The following is a 25,128-nucleotide window of genomic DNA, read 5'->3' on the forward strand; positions in this document are numbered from 1 at the left end:
GCCGGTCCCTGGTTCCCCACGAACCGGGGGCCAGCGCGTGCCCGGTCGCCACACTTCCATGGGCGGACGCGGGCGGCCGGGCACGCCATCAGGCGGGGCGGCGCTGGCAGGATGGAGGCATGGACCTGCAACAGAACCTGCTCGGCGAGCCGCCCGCCACTCACCTGAACGAGACCCCCGAAGCCGCCGAGGCGCTGGCCGCGGGCACCGACCCGGCCGAGGTCGCCGCCCGCTTCCCCGCCTACTCGGCGGCGTGGGCCGCCCTGGCCGAACGCGCCTTCGAGGCCGGCGAGGACGTCGCCGCCTACGCCTACGCGCGCACCGGCTACCACCGCGGGCTCGACCAGCTGCGCGGAGCCGGGTGGAAGGGCCACGGCCCCATCCCGTGGGAGCACGGGCCCAACCGCGGCTTCCTGCGCGCCCTGCACATGCTCGCCTCCGCGGCCGAGGCCATCGGCGAGACCGAGGAGGCCCGGCGCTGCTCGACCTTCCTGCGCGAGAGCAGCGCGACCGCCGCCGAGGCGCTGAACGCCTAGCGCGCCGGGCCGGGGCCACCGGTGGTGGCCGACACCCCTCCGGCGCCCCGGCCGGGCGGCGCGCCGACGCCGCTGCTCACCGCCCCCGTACGGGGGATCGTCCCTTAACGCCTCAGCACGGGTCGTGTACGCTCAATGCGCAAGGGCCCCTGTCGCTTGCTTGCGCCAGGGGCTTGCTCATGTGCGGTGCACGCGACCATCCACGCTCGGTCGAACGAATGAAGAGGTAGACCCGGATGCCGGCGATCACGCTCGTTGGAGCCCAGTGGGGAGACGAGGGCAAGGGTAAGGCCACCGACCTGGTCGGCAACCGGGTCGACTACGTGGTGCGCTACCAGGGAGGCAACAACGCGGGGCACACGGTGGTGATCGGCGACCAGAAGTACGCCCTGCACCTGCTCCCCTCGGGCATCCTCTCCCCCGACGTGGTTCCGGTCATCGCCAACGGCGTCGTGATCGACCCGGCGGTGCTCTTCGAAGAGCTGCGCGGCCTGCGCGAACGCGGCGTCAGCACCGAGCGCCTGCTCGTCTCGGCCAACGCGCACATGATCATGCCTTACCACCGGGCCCTGGACAAGGTCACCGAGCGATTCCTGGGCAAGGGCCGCATCGGAACCACCGGCCGCGGCATCGGCCCCACCTACGCCGACAAGATCTCGCGCACCGGCATCCGCGTGCAGGACATGTTCGACCCCAAGATCCTGCGCCAGAAGCTCGAACTCGCGCTGAACGACAAGAACCAGGTGCTCACCAAGGTCTTCAACCGGCGCGGCGTGGAGCTGGACCAGGTCTTCGACGAGTACATGGGCTACGCCGACGAGCTGCGCCCCTTCGTCGCCGACACCTCCCTGGAGCTCAACCGGGCGCTGGACGCCGGCAAGACCGTCTACCTGGAGGGCTCCCAGGGCACGCTGCTGGACATCGACCACGGCACCTACCCGTTCGTGACGTCCTCCTCGCCGACCGCCGGCGGGGCGTGCTCCGGGGCGGGCCTGGGCCCTACGCGCATCACCAAGGTCGTGGGCATCGTCAAGGCCTACACCACCCGCGTGGGCTCCGGCCCCTTCCCCACCGAGCTGCACGACGAATGGGGCGACTGGCTGCGCCAGAAGGGCGGCGAGTACGGCGTGACCACCGGGCGCAACCGGCGCTGCGGCTGGTTCGACGCGCCCATCGCCCGCTACGCCACCCGCATCAACGGCATCACCGACTTCTTCCTGACCAAGCTCGACGTGCTGTCGGGACTGGAGCGCATCCCGGTGTGCGTGGGGTATGAGGCCAACGGCACCCGCCACGACGAGATCCCGATGACACAGACGGATTTCCACCACGCGGTCCCGGTCTACGAGTACCTTGACGGCTGGAACGAGGACATCTCCCACGCGCGGAGCTTCGAGGAGCTTCCCAAGACCGCGCAGGCCTACGTGCGTACCCTTGAGGAGATGGCCGGAGCCCCGGTTTCCGCGATCGGGGTCGGTCCGGGGCGCGACCAGACCCTCGAGCTGCGCTCCCTGGTCTGACCCCGCGACCTGTCCCCTGCTCTCCCCACGACAAACAAAGGGTCCGTGAAGTGAAAGCCCTGGTCCTCGGCGGCGGTGGCCGCGAGCATGCCCTGGTCCGCGCCCTGTCACTCGACCCCGGGGTGACCGATCTGCACTGTGCTCCCGGCAACCCCGGAACCTCCGAACACGCCGACAACCATGTGATCAACCCCGTCGACGGACTCGCGGTGACCGAGCTGGCCTCCCGGATCGGCGCCGAGCTGGTGGTGATCGGACCCGAGGCGCCGCTGGTGGCGGGGGTGGCCGACGCGCTGCGCGAGCGCGGTATCCCGGTGTTCGGCCCCGACCAGCAGGCGGCCCGCCTGGAAGGCTCCAAGGGCTTCGCCAAGGAGGTCATGGAGGCCGCCGGGGTGCCCACCGCACGCTCCCGCCTGTGCCGATCGCCCGGCCAGGCCGCCGAAGCGCTCGACGCGTTCGGGCCGCCCTACGTGGTCAAGGACGACGGGCTGGCCGCCGGCAAGGGCGTCGTGGTGACCGAGGACCGGGCCGAGGCCGAGCGCCACGCGCGCGAGTGCGGCCGCGCCGTCGTCGAGGAGTACCTGGACGGCCCCGAGGTGTCGCTGTTCGTGATCAGCGACGGCATCCACGCGCTGCCGATGCTGCCGGCCCAGGACTTCAAGCGCGCCTACGACGGCGACCGCGGGCCCAACACCGGCGGCATGGGCGCCTACGCCCCGGTCGCCTGGGCGCCCGAGGGCATGGTCGACGAGGTCATGGAGACCGTGGTCGGTCCCACCCTCACCGAGATGGCGCGGCGCGGCATCCGCTACCAGGGACTGCTCTACGTTGGCCTGGCGCTGACCTCGCAGGGGCCGCGGGTCGTGGAGTTCAACGCCCGCTTCGGCGACCCCGAGTGCCAGGTGCTGCTGGACCGCCTGGCCACGCCCATCGGCGGGCTGCTGCAGGCAGCCGACATCGGCGGCCTCAGCTCCAGCACCAAGCTGGAGTGGCGCGGCGGAGCGGCGGTGACCGTCGTGATCGCCGCCGAGAACTACCCCGCCGAGCCGGCCAAGGGCGACCCGGTCACCGGGATCGACGCCGCCTCGGCGCTCGACGGCGCCTACGTGCTGCACGCCGGCACCGCCTGGAGCGGGGTGCGCGATCTCACCTCGGCGGGCGGCCGGGTGCTCGACGTCGTCGGCACGGGCGACACCCTCGCCCGCGCCCGCGAGCGCGCCTACCAGGCCGCCGAGCTCATCGACCTGCGCGGCAGCTTCTACCGCACCGACATCGCCGAGCGGGCGGCGGCCGGCACCGCCTGAGCCGACGGCCCCACCATCGGGAGCACCTGCGAAAATGGGCGGGTGATCGAGCGCTATACCCTTCCGGAGATGGGGCGGGTCTTCTCCGACGCCCACAAGTACGAGCTCTGGTGCCAGGTCGAGACCCTGGTGCTGGAGGCCCACGCGCACGACGGGACCGTGCCCGCCGACGCGGTGGAGCCGGTGCGCGCCGCACCGCCGCCCACCCCCGAGCGGGTCGCCGAGATCGAGGCGGTCACCCAGCACGACGTGATCGCCTTCCTCACCGCCTGGGCCGACAACACCGAGCCGCGCGAGGCCGCCGCCTGGGTGCACTTCGGGATGACCTCCTCGGACCTGCTGGACACCGCGCTGGCCGCCCAGCTGGTCGAGGCCACCGACATCCTGCTGGCCAAGGCCGACACCCTGGTCGCCGCGCTGCGCGACCACGCCCTGGAGCACCGCGGCACCCTGCGCGTGGGCCGCACGCACGGCATCCACGGCGAACCCGACGTGTGGGGCCACCGCGTCGCCGACTTCGCGTTCGGGCTGGCGCGCTCGCGCGACCGGCTGCGCCGCGCCCGCGAGGCGGTCGGCGTGATGGCCATCTCCGGCCCGGTGGGCACCTACTCCAACATCGATCCGCGCATCGAGTCCTACGTCGCCGAGCGCATGGGCCTGCGCCCGGCCGACGTGTCCACCCAGGTGGTGCTGCGCGACGGCATCTCCGAATGGGTCTCGTGCCTGGCCATCATGGCCACCGTGTGCGAGGCGGTCGCCCTGGAGGTCCGCCACGGCCAGCGCACCGAGGTGCGGGAGCTGTGGGAGCCCTTCGGCAAGGGCCAGAAGGGCTCCAGCGCGATGCCCCACAAGAAGAACCCGATCCTCTCCGAGCGGATCTGCGGCATGGCGCGCAACGTGCGCGCCCAGATCGTGCCGGTGATGGAGGGCATCCCGCTGTGGCACGAGCGGGACATCTCGCACTCCTCCACCGAGCGCATCTCGCTGCCCGACGCCGCGATCGCCGCCGACTACCTGCTGCACGTGACCACGCGGCTGGTGAGCGGGCTGGTCGTCGACACCGACCGGATGCGCGCCAACCTCGACTCCACCGGCGGGCTGATCTACTCCTCCACCGTCGTCTCGGAGCTGATCGAGACCGGGGCCTCGCGCGAGGACGTCTACGCCCTGGTGCAGGCCGCCGCGATGGGCACCTGGGACTCGGGCACGCCCTTCCGCGAGACGCTGCGCGCGGAGGCCGCCGAGCGCGGCGTCGCACTGGACGAAAAGCGGCTGGACGAGGTCTGCCGCCCCGAGCGCTTCGTGCGGCGGCTGGACGGGCTCTTCGACCGCCTGGCGAAGCTCAGCTAGGGCGCGCAGGTCCTGCGGCCGGGCTACCCGGCCGGATGTAAGCGCGCCCGCACGCGGGCGCTCAGGGCCCGTGCGCGGGCGCGTGCACCGCTGGGCGCCCCCTCCCGTCCGGGCCGCCGCCGGCGCAGCGCTGTGCAACCGCCGGGGCCCGGATGGCCAACCTTGGAGCCGTCTTGACCGGCCCGTGCGGCCGGCCCGGCCGCGACACGCCCGGTACTCGCGTGCGGGCCTGCGCACACCACGGCGCGCGGACCGCACCGCTCCGGCCGGCCCCTGCGCGCGTCGGGGCCGGTCACGGGCGCGGCGGCGGCCGCGGCGCCGCTCCTGCGCGGACGGCGCGCGGGTGATCCGAAGCACGATGTCTGCGAAGGGAACGCGCAGGACATACAGTGGAAGCCGCCCTTTGCCCGGACGCCGGGAAGCCCAGCACCCCGCAAAGGGCGCCCCAACAACCCGCCATCTCCGGAACCGGCGCGCCACCTGGTATTACGCCTGAAGTACGCCTTGCCTGCCGCAGTCGGCATGAGGACCGCCTCAGCGGGCACACGACTCGTAGTGCCAGTCAGCGCCCTGAACCCGAGCCCGGACACTCGCCGATGGCTACCAGGTTGAGCCCGCCTCGTCGGAACGCTCCACCTGGCATCCGCGTCTGAGAACGCACCGATGTCCGACGAGAACGACCCCTACACCTAAACAGCCTCACGAAGGAGCACATGAGCATGGGCCAGGAGGTTCGTTACCGCGTCCGCGGCGGCCGTCCCTTGAACGGGACGGCTTTCATCCAGGGCGCGAAGAACGCCGTGCTGCCGATGATCGGCGCCGCCCTGCTCGCGGCCAAGGGGCGCACGGTGCTGCGCAACGTCCCCCTCATCGAGGACGTCCACCGCGCGCTGGAGCTCGCCGAGCACATCGGGGCCAAGGTGGAGTTCCACGAGGCCGAGCGCACGGTGGTGATCGACGCCTCCCAGCTCAACGACCCCGAGCGCGCCGTTCTGCCCGCCGACATCGCGTCCCGGTTCCGCGGGTCCGTGCTGTTCGTACCGGCGCTGATGCACCGTATGGGCCGCGCCCGGATCGAGGGTGTCGGGGGATGCAACCTCGGCAGCCGCAAACTCGACTTCCACTACCGGGGCTTCGCCCGCCTCGGCGCCGAGGTCACCGAGGACGACGACCGCAACCACATCAACATCGAGGCCGGCAACATGCGGGGCGGCCACCTCTACCTGGACACGCCCTCCCACACCGGCACCGAGAACCTCATCATGGCGGCTGTGCTGGCCCCGGGAACCACGGTCATCGAGCACGCGGCCCTCGAACCCGAGGTGATCGACGTCATCGAGTTCCTGACCCGCATGGGCGCCAAGATCAGCGGCGGCGGCACCGGCTTCATCACCGTCGAGGGCGTCGAGGAGCTCGCCGCGGTCGAGCACACCATAATGTCCGACCGCATCGACGCCGGCGTCTTCGCGATGATGGCCGCGGCCACCGGCGGCGAGGTCAGCCTCGTCGGAGCCCACCTGGAGCACCTGGGCGTCGCCCGCTGGAAGCTGGAGCAGATGGGCGTGGAGTTCGCCCAGCAGGGCGCCGTGCTGCACGTGCGCCGCGACGCCGGGGCCCCGCTGCGGCCCATCAACGCCGTCACCTCGCCCTACCCCGGCTTCGCCACCGACCTGCAGTCGCCGCTGATGGCGCTGGCCACCATGGCCGAGGGCGAGAGCTACCTGCACGAGGCGATCTACGACGGCCGGTTCGCGCTGGCCGACGAGCTCACCAAGATGGGTGCGAAGATAGAGGTCGACGGCACCCGCGCCATCGTCCACGGCCACACCGCGCTCCGCGGTACCCCGGTGGTCGCCCACGACCTGCGCACGGGCGCCGCTCTGGTGCTCGCGGGGCTGGTCGCCGAGGGCGAGACCGTGGTCGCGCCCGGTTATCTGGTCGACCGCGGTCACGCTCAGTTCGAAAAGCGGCTGGTCGCATTGGGTGCCGACGTTGTGCGTGAAGGCACCGAATAGTCACTGAATTCGCAGATAAGGCCGGGGTGGGGGTGTCCGGCTCCCACCCGGGCTTTCGGCGTTCTGTGTGAAACGATCTTCATTGGCCCCGCACAATGGGTACGATCTCGGCAACCATGCCGTGACAGGGAACAGGTTCGGGAAAACCAGTGGGCGCACATAGTGAAGAGCGTGGAATGGTAGCGGGGAGCAGCCCGAGGTGAGTGCGCAGCGAACTGGCGATCTGACGATTGGTGTCATCGGTCCCCATGAAGTGGTCGAGCGGGTGATGCTCATGGGACCGGGGTCCACGGGACCGCTCAACGCCAGACTCATCGCCGCCGCGTATCGAGATGAGCAAGAGGCGACCGACAAGGTGCTGCGCCTGGGGTCGGCGATCGACGCGTATCTGTTCGCCAGCCCCGTCCCCTACGAGTTCGCGCGGAAAGCGGGCGTGCTTACCATGCCCGCCACCTACGTGCCTCTGGGCGGAGCCAGCCTGCACGAGGCCCTGCTGCGGGCCACCCTGGACGAACGGCTCGATCCCACCCGGGCCAGCCTCGACGTCCTCAGCCGCACCGACGTCGTCGAGGCCTACTCCGAGGTCGACCTGCCCGTCGACGGCATCCACGTGCACGAGGAGCTCACCAGCACGGCCCAGCTGACCTCGTTCCACGAGGGCCTGTGGCGGCGCAAGTCCACCCGCATGGCCATCACCTGCGTGCGCGGCGTCGCCGAGCGGCTGGAGTCGATGGGCGTCCCGGTGATGCGCCTGCGGCCCACCAACGCGGGGGTGCGCAGCGCGCTGCAGACCGCCGGGCTGCTGGGCGCCCACCACCGCCTGGAGGAGGCGCAGCTCGGCGTCGTCATCGTCGACGTGCCCACGCTGCGCGACTCCTCGCGCCGCTCGACGCCCCGCTACTGGCGCGACGAGCTCCGGCTGTCGCTGCAGCGCCTGCTGCTGCAGGAGGCGCACCGGATCAACGCCACGGCGCACCCGGTCGACGACCACACGTTCATGGTGACCGCCACCCGCGGCTCGCTCGTCAGCGCGACCGAGGGGTTCCGGCAGCCGCCGTTCGTGGAGCGGATCAAGGCCGAGCTGGGCATCGCGATCGAGGTGGGCATCGGCATGGGCCGCACCACGCAGGACGCCGAGACCCACGCCCGCGCCGCGCTGAGCCGGGCACAGGCGACCCGGCAGAGCTTCGCGGTCGACCGGGAAGGCCGGTCGCTGGTGCCCGCGCAGCGCGCGCCTCAGCGCCAGGCGGCCGAGCCGCTGCGGACCAAGGGGCGCGAGACCCTGCTGCGGCTCTCGGAGAAGATCGCCGAGGAGGACGGCCCCCTCGTGGTCGACGCCGAGAACGCCGGGCGGATGCTGGGCGTGACCCCGCGCACGGCCCGGCGGCTGCTGCGCACCCTGGTCGAGGAGGGGCTCGCCTGGCCGCTGCCGCCCAACCGCACGCTGCAGCCGGGGCGGCCGCGCCAGCTCTACCGGCTGATCCTGGAGAAGCTGGACAAGGACAAGGCGGGCAAGTAGCCGCTTCCGGCACGTTCCAAAGGGATCGGGGGCCGGCCGCCGCTGTCCGCGGCGGCCGGCCCCCGATCGCGTTGCGCGGGAACGGGCGTGCATGCGTTCGTGCGAGGCGAGGCTGGAGCTCGCGGGGCCTGCCACCGCGCGGCCGATCGGCCCGACGCACCCGCCGGGCCGGCCCGGCGGGTGCGTCGGGCCGCCGGCCGGTCAGCCGCGGTTGCGGTGCGGGAACTCGCGGGCGACGGCGAGGAGGGCGTCGTTGTCCTCCGCGGTGCCGATGCTCACGCGCGCGCCCTCGCCCGGGAACGCGCGCACCGCCACACCCTCGGCCTCGGCCGCGGCGGCGAAGTCCCCGGTGTGCTCGCCCAGCCGCAGCCAGACGAAGTTGGCCTCGGTCGTGGGGACCTCCCAGCCGTCGGCCAGCAGCGCGTCGCGCACCCGTTCGCGCTCCTTGACCGTGGCGGCCACGCGCTCCAGCAGCTCCTCCTCGGCGGCCAGCGACGCCACGGCGGCGGCCTGGGCGACGTGGTTGACGGCGAAGGGGACCAGGGTCTTGCGTACGGCGGTGGCGATGCGCGGCGGGCCGATCATGAAGCCGACCCGCAGCGCGGCGAGCCCGTAGGCCTTGGAGAACGTGCGCAGGACCGCGACGTTGGGGCGGTCGCCGAAGCTCGCGGCGCCGTCGGGCACCTGCGGGTCGCGCACGTACTCGCGGTAGGCCTCGTCGAGCACGACCAGCACGTGCTCGGGCACCCGGTCGAGGAACGCGGCCAGCTCGGACTCGCGCACGGCGGTACCGGTGGGGTTGTTGGGGTTGCACACGAAGACGGCGCGGGTGCGGGCGGTGACGGCATCGGCCATGGCGTCCAGGTCGTGGGCCTCGCCGCGCAGCGGGACGGTCACCGGCGCGGCGCCCGACAGCTCGACCAGGAGCGGGTAGGCCTCGAACGAGCGCCATGCGTAGACGACCTCGGTGCCGGGTTCGGCCGTGGCCGCCAGGATCTGCTGCAGCAGGCCGACCGAGCCCGCGCCCAGGGCGATCCGCTCCTCGCCGACGCCGAACCGGCGGGCCAGCGCCGCGGTGAGCTCGGCGGACGCGGCGTCGGGGTAGCGGTTGAGGTCCGCCGCCGCGGCGGCCACCGCCTCGCGCACGGAGGGCAGCGGGCCGTAGGGGCTTTCGTTCGAGGAGAGCTTGACCGACCGGCCGCCCGGCGAGACCACCTTGCGCCCGGGCTTGTAGGCGGGGATGGTTTCGAGCGCGTCCCGGAGATATGGCGAATTCGGCTCCGACACCGTTGTCCTTCCTCGATACTCTGTGCAATGCCCAGGCTACTTTCGGCGATCACCGCCGGAGAGAAGCGCCTGCGGACCTCAGCGGCAATATCGCACAGAAGAGGAAACAGCACCATGGAGCACCCCCTGCCAGCACGAAGGGCGACGACCGCGGCACTCGCCGTGCTCGCCCTCGCCGCCGCGACCGCCTGCGGCGGCGCCCAAGGGGACGACAGCGAGGGCGGCGACGCCCGCGCCGGCGAGGCGCAGCGGCTGCACAAGGCACAGTTGGTGCAGTTCGAAAAGGCAAAGGTGGTGCCCCAGCGAAGCGAGACGGGCACCTACTCGGAGCTGTCGACCACCAAGCAGACCGACAAGCTGCGCAAGACCGCCGAGCTGGACAAGCCGCAGTGCATGGACGCCGCCAACCAGTGGGCGGACCTGCCCGAGGTCCGCAAGGCGCCCACGTCGCTGGCCACCTTCGCGCGGGGCGACGACACCATCACCCACACCCTGATCGCGGTACCGGAGGAGACGGCCGAGGAGGTCGTCTCCGCCTCGCCGCCCGAGGGCTGCGACAGCTACAAGGCGACCATGAAGGACGGGTCGACGACCTCCTACCGGCTCAAGGAGGTCGATATGGAGCAGATCGCCGACGGGTCGCGCGCGTTCGCCGTGGAGACCGCGATCGGCGGCGAGAAGGTGTGGCTGTACAGCCTCGTGTACCGCAACGGCGGGTACCTGGGCACCACCACCGCGCTGGGGCCGAACTCCGAGGACGACTACCGCGACACCGTCGCCGCCTTCACCCGCGAAGCGGTGGAACGCGAGGACAGGCTGCTGGCCTGAGCGGGCGCGGACCGCGGGGGCGGATGGGCGCGACGGCCTGCGGACGGGCCCGGGCCTACGGGCGCGGATGCAGGCGGCGGGGGGATCGGCGCACGGGCGTCCGCGTCCCCGCGACGGCGTGTGGACACCCGTACACAACCCGCCGCGGGAGGGTGGCGCACCGGGCCCCTCATCCACTACAGTTCCCAGTGATCGAACACCTGTTCGAGATTGGAGTGGGGGGCATGACCACGGCAGCGCACGTCAGGGGTCGGACCGCGTCCCGACCCACCGGGGTCGGGCGCGCCCCCCACTCCCCGTTCGACGACCGCCGCGCACTGCGCCGGGTCGACTGGGACGCGCCGTCGTCTGCGGCTTTCTACCGCTCTCTAGAGGCAGCGCTAGAGCCGCGTATAGAGTCCGATGGCATGGACCCCGTGCGCAATCCCTACGCCCCGGGCGCCGGCCAGCGTCCCCCCGAGCTCGCCGGGCGCGAGCGCGAGCTGCGCCAGTTCGAGGTCGTGCTCGAACGGGTGGCCCGGGGGCGGCCCGAGCGCAGCACGGTGCTCACCGGGCTCCGCGGCGTCGGCAAGACCGTGCTGCTCAACACCTTCCGATCGATGGCCATCCAGCGCCTGTGGGGTACCGGCAAGATCGAGGCCCGCCCCGACCAGTCGATCCGCCGCCCGCTGGCGGCCGCCCTGCACATGGCTCTACGCGAGCTCGCGCCGCGCCACCGCGCGCCCGACCGCATCGAGCACGTGCTGGGCGTTCTGAAGGCGTTCGCCCAGGCCAAGGAGGACGAAGCCGCATCCGGCAAGTCCGGCGCCAAGGCAGCCAAGGGCGGTCCGCGCTGGCAGCCGGGCATCGACGTCCCGGCCGTTCGCGGACGGGCCGACTCCGGCGACCTCGAAATCGACCTGGTCGAGCTGTTCCTCGACGCGGCGTCCGTCGCCACCGACCTGGGTGTGGGCATCGCGCTGTTCATCGACGAGATGCAGGACATCACGCCCGACGACGTCTCCGCCCTGTGCACCGCCTGCCACGAGCTCTCGCAGAACGGCGGGCCGCTGATCGTGGTGGGCGCGGGGCTGCCGCACCTGCCCGCGGTGCTGTCGGCGAGCAAGAGCTACTCCGAGCGCCTGTTCCGCTACACCCGCATCGACCGGCTCAGCCGCGACGCGGCCGACTACGCGCTCACCGCGCCGGCCGACACCGAGGAGGTCTCCTTCGACCCCGGAGCGCTCGCAGCGCTCTACGAGGTCTCCGACGGCTACCCCTACTTCGTGCAGGCCTACGGCAAGGTCACCTGGGACCACGCGCTGGACACCCCGATCACCGCCGAGGACGTCGAGATCGCGGCCCCCGAGGCCGAGGAGGAGCTTGCGGTCGGCTTCTTCGGCAGCCGCTACGAACGCGCCACCCCGGCCGAGCGCGACTACATGCGGGCGATGGCGTCCCTGGGTGACGAGCCGGTGCAGACCACCGAGGTCGCCACCTCCCTGGGCCGTCGGCCCTCCAGCCTCTCCCCGGCCCGCGACAGCCTGATCAAGAAGGGCCTCATCTACAGCGCCGAGCGCGGCACCATCGCGTTCACCGTCCCGCACTTCGGCCGCTTCCTCCGCCGCCAGCCGGACTGAGGGAGTACCGGGGGCGGAGTGTGTCGGGTGGTATCGGTGTTTCTTGTGTTTCCGCTAGAGACCGCTAGACGGAACGAGAAAGACCGAGGCACGGCCGTCGCTAGAGGTCTCTAGGGCGATCTAGCACATGCCCTAGAAACCGCTAGACACCCGCATAGGCATCCACCGGCGCCGCACCCACCAGCCGGCGCCCCGTTCCCCCCGCGCCCTGCGCGCGAGCCGACCTGAGGAGGAAGTCGTGCCCGGCGGCCTCTCACCGCGCCTCGCCCGGGTCGTGGAGGCGCTTCCCTTCACACCGGAGTCGCGCATCCTGGAGATCGGGTGCGGACCGGGCGCCGCCGCCCGAGCGGTCGCGGCCCGCCTGGAGTCCGGCCGCATCCTCGCGATCGACCGCTCGGCCGCGGCCGTCGCGCAGGCCGAGGCGAGCTCCGCCGCCGAGATCGCCTCCGGCCGGATGAGCCTCCGCCAGGTCGCTGCCGAGGACTTCGCGCCGGAACCCGGCGAGGCCCTCTTCGACATCGCCTTCGCGATCCGCGTCGGAGCGTTCGACGGCCGCCATCCCGCCGCCGGTCGGCGCGCCCTGCGGCGCGTCGCCGCCGCCCTCGCCCCCGGCGGCCGGCTGTTCACCGACGGCGGCGACCCCCTGAAGGAGATCCCGGTCCCACACCGGCGGTGAGGCCCGGCGCGGGGCACGGCGGCTCCGGCATGCACGCGCGCAAGGCGGGCAGGAGCCGCGGCGCACTTGCCGCGCGGTCGCGGCCCGGCCCTCCATCACCTCCGAGAGCAGTTCCGCGAGGGAACACTCGGCCATCGGCCCCCGCATGGCCGCCCCCTGCCACCCATGATCCGGGGGTGGTGCCACCGGGGCCGAAGGCGCCGACCGACCGCTCATGGAAGCACGATCCGCCCCCGAGCAGGATTTCGTGTTGTGGACGACGGCAGCCGGTGCCCGCCCCGGCCGGGTACAGCGTTAGATGGGCGGCCCACCACGATGGACACCCCCGAGCACACGGGCGTCTACCCCGGCTTGGATGCGGACGAGGGCGACCACCACGCCTGCGCCCTCTGGAACCGCGGGGACGCCGCCGACTCCCGTGCAGGACACCGGCTCCACCGCTCGGCCGCGCTTGCCCACGGGCCGACCACCCCGGCCGGCGGCGGCGGACCCGCCGACTCAGCCGGGCACCTGGGAGTCGGCCGCCGTGGTGCCGTCCCCCTCCTCCGCGGCCGCCGAGCCGGTCGCCGCGGACGGCTCCCCGGTCGCCCCCTCCGCCTCCTGCGCGGCGCGCCCTCCGCGGGCCCTTCCTACGGTGCGGGTCCCGCCGTCCGCGGGGCCGCCCAGCGCCGAGAGGACCGTGCCGGTCTCGCGGTCGGCGATGACCGCGCGCACAGCGGGGCGACGGCCTTCCAGCGGGACCCCGAACACCACGTCGACGGCCCGGCCGCTGCGCCGGCCCGGGAACAGCAGGAACCGCCAGCAGCCCTGCCGCCACACGTCGACCGGCTCCATACCCTCCACCGCCGCCGTGTTGATGCGCCACACGTCGCTTGCCCGCAGCCGGGCGAGGGTTCGCCGCAGCGGGACCTCGCGCACCGCGCACGGCTCCCGGCGCAGGGCACGGCGGGCCGACTCGACCAGCTCGGGGGAGAGCGCGCCGATCACCAGCGCCTCCACCGCCAGCACCGCGCCGTGGCCGGCCGACATCCGCATCGCCGCCCCGGCCGCGGTGGCGGGGACCCCGACCGCCGCGAGGGCCGACACCGCCAGCAGGCCGCTGCGCGCGATGCTGCGCCAGTCCACCGGGGTCGTGCTGAGCCCGCCGAAGCAGCCGCACCCGGCCTCGGGCGCGGTGCGCCGCAGGACCACGAGCGCGACCACGCCGCCGGCGAAGAGCACGGCGGCAGCCACGCGCGCGGCATCACCCGCCGCCCCGCCGACACCGATCAGCGCCGAGGCGACCACCGCCTCGGCCGCGCCGTGGCCGAGGGTCGCCGGCCTGCGCCACGCGATGGGCAGCAGCACCGCGGGGCCCTGGCCGCGCGGAGAGCGGTCGGCCAGCTTGGCCGCCGCACCCGCCAGCAGGATCGCCGCCAGTACGAGCACCTGCGTCTCGCGGACCGCGTCGAGCACGTTCGTCACCCCACCGCCAGAGTCGCGGCGAAGCAGCCGGTCTCCGGCCGGCCGCCCAGTGCCAGGAAGCTTGCCAGGGTCAGCTGTGCGATCCGCCCCTCCTCGCCGCCGCCGCAGTCGGCGCAGCGGTCGCAGAAGCGGGACGAGACGGCGGCGCAGTCGACCAGGGGCAGCACCGCCGAGCGATCCGCGCACTCGTTGCGCACGCCGACGGTCGTGCCGAGCGAGAGCAGGGGCAGCGGACGGCAGGCGCGCACCCGGTCGCACTCGGGACCGCAGTCGCTCTCGCGGTCGAGGGCCGGATAGGCGGCGCCGCGCAGGTCGCCCTGCGCCGGATCGCCGACGGCGGGGTCGTACCAGGAGACCGTGCCCCGCACCCGGCCCCCGACGGCGGCCGGCGCCTTGGGCGGAGCCGCGTCCCACACCGCGAAGGGCGGCTGGGTGGTCGCCGGCACGGACGCATGAAAGGCGCCGTCCTCCCACACGCCGATCGCGTCGAACAGGTAGCCGGGTTCCGGCACCGGATGGCGCACGCCGATCCGGCCGGACACCCGGTAGGGCACGACCACCGCGCGGCGTCCGCCCGTGTGGCCGGTGTCGACCTCCAGCTCCTCGCCCGAGCTTCCGGCGATCACCCCGGTGACGCGCGCGATGCCCGCCCAGATCCGCTCGGCGACCCACCGGCCGGCGCGGCACCGCACGAGCACGTCGTCGCCGACACGCAGGTCCGAGACGCCGACCTCGCCGCCGCGCCAGAACGTCGTCGCCGCCTCGAAGAGGAACCGCTCCTCACCCCGGGACGTCGCCACGCCGAGCACGTGCCGGGACACATCGGTGACGACGCCGCGGACGACGGGGTCGGCCTCCGGCACCCCGGTCGGCTCCGGAGCCGCGTATTCTCCCAGCACAGCGGCTGTGTAGCGCCGTCGGGCGCGCACATCGACCGGCATACCGCCTCCTTCGGTGTCCTGGCCCCATTGTCGCCGCGGGCGGCGCGGCCGCGGCGCCACACGCCGGGGTCGCCGCATGTCGCGGCCGCAGCGGTACCGGAAAGGGCGGTCGGCGCGCCGCCGACCGCGGACGGCGGCCTCGGGGCAGCCCGACCGGGTGCGCGGCCGCAACGGCTGCCGACCACCGCGCTCCCGCCGATGACCCAGGGTGACGCGGCGCGGCGGCCACGCGAAGCGGGAGCTCCCCGTGCGAACCGCCCGGGCGACCATGGCCTGCGACAACTCGAATCCCCTACACAGCAAGGCACCGAACGTCCCATTTGTGTAGAGATGAGGCCGATGAGAGCTGCCGATTACTCCCGCCGTGACACAGTGAAACCACGGTGACGATGTGAGCCGGGGATGCGTTCCGGGCAGCGGTCCGAGTGCGCGCCCTACCGACTCCGGGGCGGTGATCGCGTGACGGGAACAGCGCACAAGTCGAGGTACGAAGAGTTCTCCGCCTACGTCAGCGACCGCGGGCCCGCACTGCTGCGCATGGCGCGGTCCCTGGCCAACAACAGCTCCGAGGCCGAGGACCTGCTGCAGGCCGCCCTGATCAAGACCTTCTTCGCCTGGGACAGGATCGCCAGCCCCAACGCCCGCGACGGCTACGTCCGCCGCGCCATGGTCAACACCCAGATCTCCGAATGGCGCCGGCAGCACATGTCGATCTATCCCACCAGCGACATCCCCGACCAGCGCATCGAAGACCCCACCTGGAAGACCGACCTCGCCGACTCCGTCCACCGCGCCATCAGCCGGCTCCCCGACCGGCAGCGGACCATGGTCGTGCTGCGCTACTACCAGGACATGACCGAGGTCCAGATCGCCGACCGGCTGGGCGTCACCCTCGGCACCGTCAAGAGCACGCTCTCCCGCGCGGTGAACAAGCTCCGCCAGGACGCCGACCTCACCATCGACCGCGCGACCACCTGACCCGGCCCCGGCGGCGGCCCCCGGTCATTCGTTTTGCGCCGAGCACCGGGCGCTCGGTAGTGTTGATCCGGCCAGGAGGCTTCGCCTAGTCCGGTCTATGGCGCCGCACTGCTAATGCGGTTAGGGTTCACGCCCTTCCGGGGTTCAAATCCCCGAGCCTCCGCAGGCGAGAGGGGTCCTGCCGCACAGCGGCAGGACCCCTCTTATGTGCCCTGGTTGCAGTTCTCGTTGCAGTCGACGGCGATCCACCGTCCTCTATGGGGCAGACGAGGATCGCCGCGCCCATGCGCGCCGCCGCCTCCGGTGCGGCCGCGGTGGTGTCTGCGGCCGCGCCGAGCGACCCCGCCCTAGCCCGCCGTATCCACGGGCCGGAGGGGACGAGAGCCCCATCAACCGCGGTTCAGTCCCGCGGGAAGCGACGCTTGATCTCCTGGAGTACCGCCCTCCAGAGCCACAAGGCCGTGGCCGGCCCGGCGACGAGCATCGCGATGCCCGCGTACACCGTCTGATCGGCTCCCGCCCCGATGCAATGCTCGAGGGGGTAGTCGATCCCGCCCTCCCAGAGGAAGCCGCACTCACCGTAGCCTTCCCCGAACGCAGGCACCGGACCGAGGAGGAGGAAGGCGGCCACCCCCCACGCCAGCACGGCGACCGCGGCCACATGCCAGTAGCGGGTGCCGATGTACTCCCCGATCGGGGCCGACTTGCGGGTGGTGTCGCTCATCCGGGTCTGCTCCATCCACGGTTGCGAAAGCGCCGCCCACTCAAGCACATCCCCCGCGCATACACGGACGCGGGTCCGCATGCGGCCGGACGCACCGAGCGGCCTCTCGGCCCGTCCGAACACGGGGGTGCGATAACCGCGGTTGCGGCGCCGCCGCTTCGCCGTGTTGCGGACTGCGTTTTCGAGGGCGGTCCGCGGGAATCCGCCTGGCTCCGCTCCCCGTGCAGGGGCGGCCGGTCGCGCACGCCCGCGCGGGACTCGGGTCAGAAGACGGGACCCCACCAGCCGAGGTGTTCGCCGAGGTAGGCCGCTCCGATGAGCAGGAGGACGAGGGCGTAGCAGCCGAGGAACTCCAGGCAGCCGGTTTCGCGCATGAGCCAGCCGAGGACGATCAACAGGAGGACGGCCGAGGCCGGACCGATGATGATCACGTGGTGTTTTTACCCGCTCATGACCCTGCGGACACCCGTACTCCCAATCGGCGCGGCCTGGAACCCGCGTGCCGCCGCGTCCGGCGCGAGGGGCTCACCCGGGGATCGTGGTGACCCGCACGGAGCCGGTGCCGTCCATGACCTGCCAGGAGTTGGCGAGCACCCGGGCGATTGGCAGGAAGTCGCGCTCGGCCGGGGTGGTGATCTCACTGCCGGGGTCGAGCGCGGCAAAGACGCACCAGCCCTTTCCGGCGACCTTGCACGCCCATGGGGCCAGTTCAGCGGGCATCTCCTCGGGCAGACCGCCGTCCGGCTCCGGCTCCAGCGCGATCCCGCGCCGGTCGGCTTCGCGCTGCATGACGCGGGCGGCGTGCTCGCCCACTGCCAGGTGCGTCACTGGTCACTCCTTCGAGGATCGCGCCATGACCCGTACTCGGTGCGGTCGGCCGCCCGGACACGTTCCGCCGTGGAACGACGATAACCGGTCGCCCCGCGCCGAAGGGCCGCCAAGCCGATAACCGCTCCGGCGGCGGCCGCGCGCCCAGGGCTGCGGCCTGCCGTGGCCGCGCGGCCGACCTGCGCGATCCCGTCACGGTATGCCGTAGCGGATCTTGTCCTCGCAGGCGCGGGGCAGGCCCGTCTGGCGGGTGCACTGCTCGATCTGCTCCTCGACCGAGGGCACACCGCCCGTTCCGCCCGTGGGCGCGGGCTCGGGAGGGGGTGCGGAGCGCGGCTCGGACACCGTGGCCTCGGCGTGCAGTGCGGACGGCGGCGACCCGGTCGCACCCGTAGGCCCGGGAGCGGAGGGCGTCGCCCCACTGCCGGGCAGGGGGGAGGTCTCGGCCCGCGGAACGCCGGTCGCCGCTCCCTGCGAGCATCCGGCCGCGAGCAGGAGTCCGGCTGCGAGGACGGCGACGCGCACGGCACCTCCAGCAATGGGGCGAAGACGCGTCTCCGCCGGTATCCGGAGGGACGCGCGCAGACGGCGGCGGGTTGTCCGTGCGGCGGCGCCGGTCCGGCCCGTCCCCCGGCCCGCAGTGGCGACCTACCCGGCCGCTCCGCCGGCCGACTGGCGGAGGAGTCGGGTGGCGAGGTCGCGGGCCGTGCGCATCCTGGCCTCGCCGCCGTCGATGCCGCAGTGCGCGATGGCGCCTTCCAGCAGCAGGAACACGTGCTCGGCCAGGTCCTCGGCGTCGGCGCCCGGGGCATCCTCGGCGATCAGGTCGGCGAGGCGGGTGCGCACGGCGCGCTTGTGCTCCCGGATGACGTCCCAGCCCGCGTGGCCGGGGGGCAGCTCGGCGGCGGCGTTGATGAAGGCGCAGCCGCGCTCGACCTCCAGCCGGGGGTGCGAGAGGTAGGCGTCCATCAGCGCCGGCGTCCGCGGCGCCGGGGCGGCGGCCAGGCGCTCCTCCAGGTGGGCCCACCAGTCCTCGTGGCGCCGGCGCAGGTAGCGCACCACCAGCTCGTCCTTCGAGCCGAAGCGGTCGTAGAGGGTCTTCTTCGTCACGCCGGCGGTGTCGGCCACCAGCGCCACCCCGACCGCGTTGATGCCGTCGCGGTAGAACAGGCTGCCCGCTGCGTCGAGGATGCGCCGTCCGGCCGGTGTCGTGTCCGCTGCTGTCGCCATGCTCCTAACTATACCCACCGGTGGGTTGACCTATGCCGGGAGACCGACCACCCTGAGAGGTATACCGATCGGTTTATTCCACGGAGGGGTGAAGCATGACGGGGCGACGCACAGACGGCGGCGGCTCCACCGCACCGGCGCCGGCCGCCGGAGCCGGGACCGTGCCCGCGGTGCGGCTCGCGGCGGCGGGGATCACCCTCATCGCGGCCTGCTACGGGCTCGCGCGCTTCGCATACGGGCTGTTCGTGCCGGTGCTCGGCGCCGAGTTCGGCCTCAGCGCCGCGGCGGCCGGCGCCATCGCCTCGGCGAGCTACGCGGGCTACTGCGCGGCCGTCGTCGCGGCCTCGGCCGCGACCCCTCGGTGGGGGCCGCGCGCCGTGGCCGTGGCAGCGGGGGCCGCGGCGGCGTCCGGCACCGGGCTGATCGCGGCCGCGCTCGGCGCCGCGGTCCTCGCCGCCGGCGTGGTGCTGACGGGGGTCAGCAGCGGCGCCGTGTCCCCGCCGCTGGCCGGCGCGGTGGCGCGGTGGGTGGAGCCCCGGCGCGCCGACCGGGTGCAGAGCGTCGTGAACGCCGGAACCGGGCTCGGCGTCATGGTCTCGGGGCCCGTCGCCCTGCTGTTCGCCGAGGAGTGGCGGCTGTCCTGGGCGGCGTTCGCCTGCGCCGCGACCGCGGCGACGCTGTGGACGGCGGCGGTGGTCCCGTCCCACCGCCGACGACGCGCGGCCGGTGCCCGAGCGGGCGGCCACGGAGTGGGCGCCGGGGCGGGGGCCGGAGCGGGCTCCGCGCCCGAGCGCCGGGACCTGCCGGCGCGCACGTCCTCAGCGCGCGGGCTTCCGGCCGGTGCGCTGCGGATGCTCGCCGCAGCGGGGGTCATGGGCGCGGCCAGCTCAGCCGTGTGGACCTTCGGCCGCGACGTCGCCGTCGCGCAGGGGGCGAGCGAGCCCGCCTCCACAGGCATGTGGATCGTTCTGGGCGCGGCCGGCCTGCTCGGAGCACTGACCGGGGACGTCGCCGCCCGCGCCGGACTGCGCCGCGCGTGGTTCGGCGGAATGCTCGCGCTGGCCGCCGCGACAGCGGGGCTCGTTCTGGCAGCGGGCGGCACGCCGGGAATCCACATCGCGGGCGGCCTCTTCGGCGCCGTCTACATCGCGCTGACCGCTGTCCTGCTGCTCTGGGGAACGCAGGTCTACGCCGACGCGCCCGCGTACGGCGTCGGCGCCGCGTTCCTGGCGATCGCGGCGGGCCAGGCCGCGGCGGCGCCCGCGGTCGGCGCCGTCAGCGACGCCTTCGGCCCCGGCGCCGCGTTCGCGTCCGCTGCGCTGGTGGCCGCTGCAGGCGCCGCGCTGGGGCCCCCGCGAGGCCGGCGGCCGCACGGGCCGGACCGCGCGCAGGAAGACCGAGCGCCGGCCGGAGGGCGAATGCGCGAGCCCGACGCGGTCCCGGGAGCCGAGAGGGTTCCCGGCGCCGAAGGGGTCCCCTGCGGCCGGTGATCGCGGCGGCATTGCGCTCCCGATCGCGGGTAGCGGTCGCGGCAGCGCCGTGGTCCGTCCACGGCCGTGCCGAGAAAGGAGGCGACGGTGTCGGAGCCGCTCGGCCACGAGCCCGCAGAAACCCATGACCGCGAGTACGCGCCGGTGCTGCGCGAGGACGAGGAGCAGCCGAGCCGCAGGCAGGCCCGCGCCCGGGCGCGGAAGGTCACCGGCACCGGGGTGGAGACCCCGGTCGGCGCCGACCCCGGCGCGGACGACGGCACCGAGGAGCGTTCGGAGCTGGAGGCCGACAGAAGCGACGGGGAGGACCGGGAGGCGCCCGGGTCCCCGAAGAGGGGGCAGGGCCGGGAGGATAACCGGCCCTCCCGGGAGGTCTCGGACGGCGGAGCGGGATCGGACGGCGGGGAGCCCTCCGGCAGGCGGGAGTCCTGAGCCGGCCTGGGCCCGGGGCACCGCCGAAGGGGCCCGGAGCTTCCGCGCCGTCGCGGCGGACCGCACATCGGCAGGCGCGCCGAGGACCGCGCGCCGGGCGAGCGACCGCCGTCGCCTGATGCACCGCTCTCCGAGAACCGCGTCACCGCACCGCCGGCAACCGCAGCGGCCGCCGGGCGGTACGCGCCGTGCCCGCGGCCTCCACAGGCGCTCACCCGTCGGCAGCGCCGGAAGCGCCCTCTCGCGGAGCGCGTCCTCCCGCCGCCTCCTTCGGTTCCGCGCGGCCGGTGCGCAGCAGGCGGAGGGTGTCGCGGCCGAAGGACCACACCAGCAGCACCAGCGCGCCTCCGGTCACGGCCGTCGCCGCCGGCACCGGCAGCACCTCGAACGCCGCGACCACCAGCGCGATCCCCTGGAGAGCGGCGACCGCCCGCCGGGCGTCGGACGGCGGGAGGGGCGCCCGCAGGCGCGGAACCAGGCGGCCCGCCGCGGCGAACGCGTAGCGCATCGCGCCGATCGCCAGCACCCACCAGCCCAGCACCGACACTGCCACATGCACGCTGAGCACCAGCAGCAGCAGTGCGTCGGCCTCCATGTCGAACCGCGCGCCCAGCGGCGACGCCGTCCGCGTACGCCGGGCCACCGCGCCGTCCACCGCGTCCAGCGCCAGCGCCAGCGCTGCAAGGCCGGCCAGCAGGCCGCTCGGCGCATCGCCGCCGAACAGCCCGTCGCCGACGAGCGCGGCCACTCCCGCGATCAGGCCGGCCCGCGCCAGGGTCACCGCGTCCGCGGGGCCGGCGGGTCCGGCATGCCGGCGACGCTGGGCGGCCGTGTAGGCGGTCCACGTGCCCACGACGCACAGCGACCCCGCCGTCCAGCCCGCCGCACCCAGCCCCGGTGCCGCGGAGAGTCCCGCCAGCAGCACGAACGCCGCCAGCGCCGCGACGGTCTGGGCCCCCGGCAGCGGCAGGGGCGCGCCTTCGGCGCGTGCGCGGCCGGTCGGGTTCTTGGCCTCCCGCACGGCCGCGCGGCCGCACCCGGCGTGCCGTCGCCGTCCGGCCCTCGGCTCTGGCCCCGCAGCCCGCATCGACGCAGCCTCCCCGCCGGGCACCCGCGCCTCGTCGCCGGGTCGCGCCCTCACGTACCGGGTATCGTACCCAGCATCGCCCGACACCCGCCGGGAGGAACCGTGACGCGCTCCGCATCCGCGTTCTGGATCAGCCGACCCGGCTCCGGGGAGATCCGGCGGGCCGGACTCCCCGAGCGCGGACCCGGCGACGTCGAGGTGCGCACGCTCTACTCGGCCGTCAGCCGGGGCACCGAGGCGCTGGTCTTCCGCGGCGGCGTGCCCGAGAGCCAGTACGCGGCGATGCGGGCGCCCTTCCAGGACGGCGGCTTCCCCGGCCCGGTGAAATACGGGTACCTCAACGTCGGCCGCGTCGAGGCCGGACCTCCAGAGCTGCTGGGGCGCGCCGTCTTCTGCCTCTACCCCCACCAGACGCGCTACGTCGTTCCCGCCGATGCGGTCACCCCGCTGCCCGACGGCGTCCCGCCGCACCGGGCGGTGCTGGCGGGCACGGTGGAGACCGCCGTAAACGCGGTCTGGGACGCCGCGCCGCTGGTCGGCGACAGGATCGCGGTGGTGGGCGGCGGGATGGTCGGCTGCGCGGCAGCCGGAGTGCTGGCGGGCCTGCCCGGCGCGCGGGTCCAGCTCGTGGACACCGACCCCGCCCGGGCGAGCACCGCGGACGCGCTCGGCGTCGGCTTCGCCGCTCCGGGGGAGGCGGCCGAGGGCTGCGACGTGGTCGTGCACGCCAGCGCGACCGAGGAAGGGCTGTCCCGCGCGCTGGAGCTGCTGGCGCCGGAGGGCACCGTGGTCGACCTCAGCTGGTACGGCGACCGCCGGGTCGCCCTGCCGCTCGGCGAGCACTTCCACTCCCGTCGGCTGACCATCCGCTCCAGCCAGGTCGGCACCGTCTCGCCCGCCGCCGCACGCGGCGGACGCGGCTACGCCGAGCGCATGGACCTGGCGCTGCGCCTGCTCGCCGACGCCGCGTTCGACGCGCTGATCACGGGCGAGAGCGCCTTCACCGACCTGCCGGACGTGCTCGCCCGCCTGGCCGACGGCGCCCTGCCGCCCCTGTGCCACCGCATCGCCTACCCCGCGGCCGACGGCTGAAATAGATTCTCGGTCCAGGCTCAGCCGTCGTCGCTGGGCAGAACGTAAGCATCGGGCGTCCCCACCGGCACGGAATTGCCCGCCCTGCGGTCCCTCGGCTGCGCATGCAGTGAGACGCGAAACTCTCGTGGTGACATCCCGACAACGCGCCGAAAAGCGGTACTGAAAGCACTTTCGGATTTGTATCCGATGGCCCCTGCTATGGCTGTGAGGGAGTCCTCCGTGCGCAGCGCGGCACGCGCCAGCTGCATTCGCCACTCGATGAGGTAGTCCAAAGGAGGCCTTCCTACCCTGTTTTTGAAGTTCGCAGCGAATGCCGACCTCGACATCATCGCGGTTTCAGCGAGCTCTTCGAGCGTCCAGCGATGGCGCGGTTCGGCATGTATGGCTCGCAACGCCGCCCCGATCCCGTCATCGGCGACCGACGCGAGCCATCCCAGGGGCTCATGGGACGAACCGGCGTGCGACCTCAGCATATACACCAGAAGAATCTGGGCCAGATGCTCAAGAACCAGAGACCGGCCCGCCTTTTGAGATTCAATCTCGTGGACGAGGAGGGTCGCAATGTTCCAGAGCGACCTTCCGTCGGTATCTCCTGCTTTAACGAGCATGGCCGGAGGGAGCGATAAGAAGAGGGTCGACGCATCGGCATCCTGAAACTCGAAGTCGACGCTGCACGTGTACGTTGCGGAGCCTTGAGAAATCGTTGGTCCACTCGCGGAGACCTCCGTGCGGAGCGGCCCGTTCGAGTCGCGGGCCCGGGCCGCCTCAATCGAGCTCCCGAGCCCATAAGGGGGCGGGTTGCCGAGAAGATAGAAGTCGCCTGTGCCCAGGAAAAGAGGGTCCAGTCCGTCGATGCACAGCCAGCATTCGCCTTCCACTATCACGCCGAGCTTGATGTGCGGGAAGGGGGAGAACCGAGCCCCCCACGGCGCCGCCGCGCGGAGCGGGACGGGAGCGACGGTCTTGGGGCGGGCCAGCGCTAGGGCGTCCCGGATGGGGTCATGTGCATCGAGGGTGACCTCAGCGCTGGACGATCGGTAAACATTACTGGACTCCATGTTATGGACTATACGCCCAGCTACGGGAACGATGGATGTCTGACAGCGCAAGCTGCCGGGTGGGAGGAGCCCACTCATGCCGGATCGACGCGAGGAGTAAAGAGACGTATGCGATACCGATTTCTCGGAGGATCGGGGCTGCGAGTATCGGAGCTGTCGCTGGGGACAGGTAATTTCGGCACGGGCTGGGGGCATGGAGCGCATTTACCCGAGGCTCAGGCGATGTACGACACCTATAGAGAAGCGGGAGGCAATTTCATTGACACCGCTTCAAACTATCAGTCGGGGGAGGCTGAGGAGTACCTCGCAGATATTATCACCTCGGATCGCGAGGACATTGTTCTGGCGACAAAGTACACCATGGGGTCTTCGGCAAGCAGCGGCCTCCAATTAACCGGGAACAGCCGAAAGGCGATGGTCCAGTCTCTCGAGCAGAGCTTGCGTCGACTGGGCACCGACCGGGTCGACGTGCTCTGGGCCCATGTGGCCGACGCATCCACACCCATTGAAGAGATATTGCGATCCTTCGATGATCTGACGCGCGCCGGCAAGATTCTGTATGCCGGCCTCTCCAGCTTCCCCGCATGGCGTGTGGCAACGGGGGTTACCCTGGCGCAGCAGCAGGGTTGGTCCCCTCTCCTGGCGATTCAGGCCGAGTACAGCCTCGTCGAGCGTAGCGCCGACCGGGAGTTGGTGCCGATGGCAGAGGCCTTCGGCCTGGGCGTCCTCGGGTTCTCGCCTCTCGGCGGTGGTCTTCTGACGGGCAAGTACCGGCGCGGCGCAACAGGTCGCGCACAGAGCTCAATCAGCCAGTTCCTTCACAAGGAGGACGACCCCGCCAAGGCCAAAATTCTGGATGCCGTCGAGACCGTCGCCCGGGAACTCGATACGACTCCAGAGCGGGTGGCTATCAAGTGGTCAATGTCGAAGGGGGTGGTCCCCATCGTTGGACCGAGGAGCGTAGACCAGCTCACGTCAAACCTCGCGGCCAGCGGTCTGGACATCTCAACGCATCAGCTTGAATGGCTGGATGAGGTGAGCGCGCCGCAGCTGGGACACCCCCACGAAATGTGGACGGAGCACGAACGGGTAGCGAAGAAACGCGTCTTCCAGCCCTAAGAGTCATCCATCGAAGCTGAGCGAGAGG

The 25,128-nt window shown here is 72.8% G+C and carries 24 protein-coding genes and 1 tRNA gene; 15 read left to right on the forward strand and 10 right to left on the reverse strand.

Translation table 11 applies throughout. The features are described from left to right. The first annotated feature begins 119 nt into the window (after positions 1 to 119). The 6 genes from ABEA15_RS07270 (at position 120) to ABEA15_RS07295 (ending at position 8,244) form a co-directional block, all read left to right on the forward strand. The gene (locus tag ABEA15_RS07270; RefSeq protein ID WP_345555976.1) at positions 120 to 536 is read left to right on the forward strand and encodes a DUF3151 domain-containing protein; all 417 of its coding nucleotides are present in this window, start codon (positions 120 to 122) and stop codon (positions 534 to 536) included. Positions 537 to 772: 236 nt separating this feature from the next. Then, positions 773 to 2,056 (forward strand): adenylosuccinate synthase, encoded by a 1,284-nt coding sequence (locus ABEA15_RS07275; RefSeq protein ID WP_344141240.1) that lies wholly within the window; start codon positions 773 to 775, stop codon positions 2,054 to 2,056. Between the two features lie 50 nt (positions 2,057 to 2,106). Further along, positions 2,107 to 3,360, forward strand: a complete 1,254-nt coding sequence (gene purD, locus ABEA15_RS07280; protein WP_345555977.1) for a phosphoribosylamine--glycine ligase — start codon at positions 2,107 to 2,109, stop codon at positions 3,358 to 3,360. A 42-nt stretch (positions 3,361 to 3,402) separates the two neighbouring features. Next, complete coding sequence (purB, locus tag ABEA15_RS07285) at positions 3,403 to 4,710, forward strand: adenylosuccinate lyase (RefSeq protein WP_345555978.1); 1,308 nt, start codon at positions 3,403 to 3,405, stop codon at positions 4,708 to 4,710. Between the two features lie 713 nt (positions 4,711 to 5,423). Continuing rightward, complete coding sequence (murA, locus tag ABEA15_RS07290; RefSeq protein ID WP_344141243.1) at positions 5,424 to 6,725, forward strand: UDP-N-acetylglucosamine 1-carboxyvinyltransferase; 1,302 nt, start codon at positions 5,424 to 5,426, stop codon at positions 6,723 to 6,725. Positions 6,726 to 6,978: 253 nt separating this feature from the next. After that, a complete protein-coding gene (locus ABEA15_RS07295; protein ID WP_386699745.1) occupies positions 6,979 to 8,244 on the forward strand; it encodes a transcriptional regulator in 1,266 nt (421 codons plus the stop codon). Positions 8,245 to 8,445: 201 nt separating this feature from the next. On the opposite strand, the gene hisC is transcribed toward ABEA15_RS07295, so the two are convergent. Then, positions 8,446 to 9,531, reverse strand: coding sequence for a histidinol-phosphate transaminase (gene hisC, locus ABEA15_RS07300; RefSeq protein ID WP_345555979.1), 1,086 nt, complete (start codon positions 9,529 to 9,531; stop codon positions 8,446 to 8,448). A gap of 114 nt (positions 9,532 to 9,645) precedes the next feature. On the opposite strand from hisC, the gene ABEA15_RS07305 reads away from it, so the two are divergent. From ABEA15_RS07305 to ABEA15_RS07315, 3 genes are all read left to right on the forward strand, one after another. After that, positions 9,646 to 10,359, forward strand: coding sequence for a hypothetical protein (locus ABEA15_RS07305; protein WP_345555980.1), 714 nt, complete (start codon positions 9,646 to 9,648; stop codon positions 10,357 to 10,359). Between the two features lie 407 nt (positions 10,360 to 10,766). Then, a complete protein-coding gene (locus ABEA15_RS07310) occupies positions 10,767 to 11,978 on the forward strand; it encodes an AAA family ATPase (RefSeq protein ID WP_344141247.1) in 1,212 nt (403 codons plus the stop codon). A 238-nt stretch (positions 11,979 to 12,216) separates the two neighbouring features. After that, positions 12,217 to 12,654, forward strand: a complete 438-nt coding sequence (locus ABEA15_RS07315; RefSeq protein ID WP_345555981.1) for a methyltransferase domain-containing protein — start codon at positions 12,217 to 12,219, stop codon at positions 12,652 to 12,654. 498 nt (positions 12,655 to 13,152) lie between these two features. Here the strand turns inward: ABEA15_RS07315 and ABEA15_RS07320 are convergent, their stop codons facing one another. Together ABEA15_RS07320 and ABEA15_RS07325 are read right to left on the reverse strand one after the other, a co-directional pair. Beyond that, complete coding sequence (locus ABEA15_RS07320) at positions 13,153 to 14,118, reverse strand: MauE/DoxX family redox-associated membrane protein (RefSeq protein WP_345555982.1); 966 nt, start codon at positions 14,116 to 14,118, stop codon at positions 13,153 to 13,155. Further along, a complete protein-coding gene (locus tag ABEA15_RS07325) occupies positions 14,115 to 15,059 on the reverse strand; it encodes a hypothetical protein (RefSeq protein ID WP_345555983.1) in 945 nt (314 codons plus the stop codon). The genes ABEA15_RS07320 and ABEA15_RS07325 overlap by 4 nt, the downstream gene beginning before the upstream one ends. Before the next feature lie 459 nt (positions 15,060 to 15,518). Here ABEA15_RS07325 and ABEA15_RS07330 point away from each other — a divergent pair, with 459 nt between their 5' ends. Both ABEA15_RS07330 and ABEA15_RS07335 read left to right on the forward strand, forming a co-directional pair. Further along, positions 15,519 to 16,037, forward strand: coding sequence for a SigE family RNA polymerase sigma factor (locus ABEA15_RS07330; RefSeq protein WP_344141252.1), 519 nt, complete (start codon positions 15,519 to 15,521; stop codon positions 16,035 to 16,037). 74 nt (positions 16,038 to 16,111) lie between these two features. Further along, positions 16,112 to 16,200: transfer RNA gene (locus ABEA15_RS07335), tRNA-Ser, on the forward strand. 237 nt (positions 16,201 to 16,437) lie between these two features. On the opposite strand, the gene ABEA15_RS07340 is transcribed toward ABEA15_RS07335, so the two are convergent. The 5 genes from ABEA15_RS07340 to ABEA15_RS07360 form a co-directional block, all read right to left on the reverse strand. Further along, entirely contained in the window at positions 16,438 to 16,761 is a 324-nt protein-coding gene (locus ABEA15_RS07340; RefSeq protein WP_345555985.1) for a hypothetical protein, read from the reverse strand. Between the two features lie 263 nt (positions 16,762 to 17,024). Then, the gene (locus ABEA15_RS07345; protein WP_345555986.1) at positions 17,025 to 17,192 is read right to left on the reverse strand and encodes a hypothetical protein; all 168 of its coding nucleotides are present in this window, start codon (positions 17,190 to 17,192) and stop codon (positions 17,025 to 17,027) included. A gap of 94 nt (positions 17,193 to 17,286) precedes the next feature. Next, positions 17,287 to 17,589 (reverse strand): hypothetical protein, encoded by a 303-nt coding sequence (locus ABEA15_RS07350; protein WP_345555987.1) that lies wholly within the window; start codon positions 17,587 to 17,589, stop codon positions 17,287 to 17,289. 192 nt (positions 17,590 to 17,781) lie between these two features. Continuing rightward, positions 17,782 to 18,114: a hypothetical protein gene (locus tag ABEA15_RS07355; protein ID WP_345555988.1), complete on the reverse strand. Its 333-nt coding sequence runs from the start codon at positions 18,112 to 18,114 to the stop codon at positions 17,782 to 17,784. 123 nt (positions 18,115 to 18,237) lie between these two features. After that, complete coding sequence (locus ABEA15_RS07360) at positions 18,238 to 18,819, reverse strand: TetR/AcrR family transcriptional regulator (RefSeq protein WP_345555989.1); 582 nt, start codon at positions 18,817 to 18,819, stop codon at positions 18,238 to 18,240. A 95-nt stretch (positions 18,820 to 18,914) separates the two neighbouring features. Between ABEA15_RS07360 and ABEA15_RS07365 the strand changes: the two genes are divergently transcribed. After that, positions 18,915 to 20,309, forward strand: a complete 1,395-nt coding sequence (locus tag ABEA15_RS07365; protein ID WP_345555990.1) for an MFS transporter — start codon at positions 18,915 to 18,917, stop codon at positions 20,307 to 20,309. An 87-nt stretch (positions 20,310 to 20,396) separates the two neighbouring features. After that, complete coding sequence (locus ABEA15_RS07370; protein WP_345555991.1) at positions 20,397 to 20,741, forward strand: hypothetical protein; 345 nt, start codon at positions 20,397 to 20,399, stop codon at positions 20,739 to 20,741. A 211-nt stretch (positions 20,742 to 20,952) separates the two neighbouring features. Here ABEA15_RS07370 and ABEA15_RS07375 read toward each other — a convergent pair whose 3' ends face one another. After that, positions 20,953 to 21,762: a CDP-alcohol phosphatidyltransferase family protein gene (locus ABEA15_RS07375; RefSeq protein ID WP_345555992.1), complete on the reverse strand. Its 810-nt coding sequence runs from the start codon at positions 21,760 to 21,762 to the stop codon at positions 20,953 to 20,955. A 168-nt stretch (positions 21,763 to 21,930) separates the two neighbouring features. Between ABEA15_RS07375 and ABEA15_RS07380 the strand changes: the two genes are divergently transcribed. Continuing rightward, entirely contained in the window at positions 21,931 to 22,920 is a 990-nt protein-coding gene (locus ABEA15_RS07380) for a zinc-dependent alcohol dehydrogenase (protein ID WP_345555993.1), read from the forward strand. Positions 22,921 to 22,940: 20 nt separating this feature from the next. On the opposite strand, the gene ABEA15_RS07385 is transcribed toward ABEA15_RS07380, so the two are convergent. Next, positions 22,941 to 23,981: an AraC family transcriptional regulator gene (locus ABEA15_RS07385; RefSeq protein WP_345555994.1), complete on the reverse strand. Its 1,041-nt coding sequence runs from the start codon at positions 23,979 to 23,981 to the stop codon at positions 22,941 to 22,943. Positions 23,982 to 24,089: 108 nt separating this feature from the next. Here ABEA15_RS07385 and ABEA15_RS07390 point away from each other — a divergent pair, with 108 nt between their 5' ends. After that, entirely contained in the window at positions 24,090 to 25,100 is a 1,011-nt protein-coding gene (locus ABEA15_RS07390) for an aldo/keto reductase (RefSeq protein ID WP_345555996.1), read from the forward strand. Positions 25,101 to 25,128: the final 28 nt, after the last annotated feature.

It is taken from the genome of Streptomonospora halophila (assembly GCF_039542725.1).
GTDB classification, from domain to species: domain Bacteria; phylum Actinomycetota; class Actinomycetes; order Streptosporangiales; family Streptosporangiaceae; genus Streptomonospora; species Streptomonospora halophila.

What these genes read in the sequence shown, in the direction of transcription:
- murA (WP_344141243.1), top strand. Translation starts at nt 5,424, where the DNA reads ATGAGCATGGGCCAGGAGGTTCGTTACCGCGTCCGCGGCGGCCGTCCC.
- ABEA15_RS07340 (WP_345555985.1), bottom strand. Translation starts at nt 16,761, where the DNA reads ATGAGCGACACCACCCGCAAGTCGGCCCCGATCGGGGAGTACATCGGC.
- ABEA15_RS07385 (WP_345555994.1), bottom strand. Translation starts at nt 23,981, where the DNA reads ATGGAGTCCAGTAATGTTTACCGATCGTCCAGCGCTGAGGTCACCCTC.
- ABEA15_RS07310 (WP_344141247.1), top strand. Translation starts at nt 10,767, where the DNA reads ATGGACCCCGTGCGCAATCCCTACGCCCCGGGCGCCGGCCAGCGTCCC.
- ABEA15_RS07325 (WP_345555983.1), bottom strand. Translation starts at nt 15,059, where the DNA reads ATGCCGGTCGATGTGCGCGCCCGACGGCGCTACACAGCCGCTGTGCTG.
- ABEA15_RS07275 (WP_344141240.1), top strand. Translation starts at nt 773, where the DNA reads ATGCCGGCGATCACGCTCGTTGGAGCCCAGTGGGGAGACGAGGGCAAG.
- ABEA15_RS07365 (WP_345555990.1), top strand. Translation starts at nt 18,915, where the DNA reads ATGACGGGGCGACGCACAGACGGCGGCGGCTCCACCGCACCGGCGCCG.
- ABEA15_RS07270 (WP_345555976.1), top strand. Translation starts at nt 120, where the DNA reads ATGGACCTGCAACAGAACCTGCTCGGCGAGCCGCCCGCCACTCACCTG.
- ABEA15_RS07360 (WP_345555989.1), bottom strand. Translation starts at nt 18,819, where the DNA reads ATGGCGACAGCAGCGGACACGACACCGGCCGGACGGCGCATCCTCGAC.
- ABEA15_RS07305 (WP_345555980.1), top strand. Translation starts at nt 9,646, where the DNA reads ATGGAGCACCCCCTGCCAGCACGAAGGGCGACGACCGCGGCACTCGCC.
- ABEA15_RS07390 (WP_345555996.1), top strand. Translation starts at nt 24,090, where the DNA reads ATGCGATACCGATTTCTCGGAGGATCGGGGCTGCGAGTATCGGAGCTG.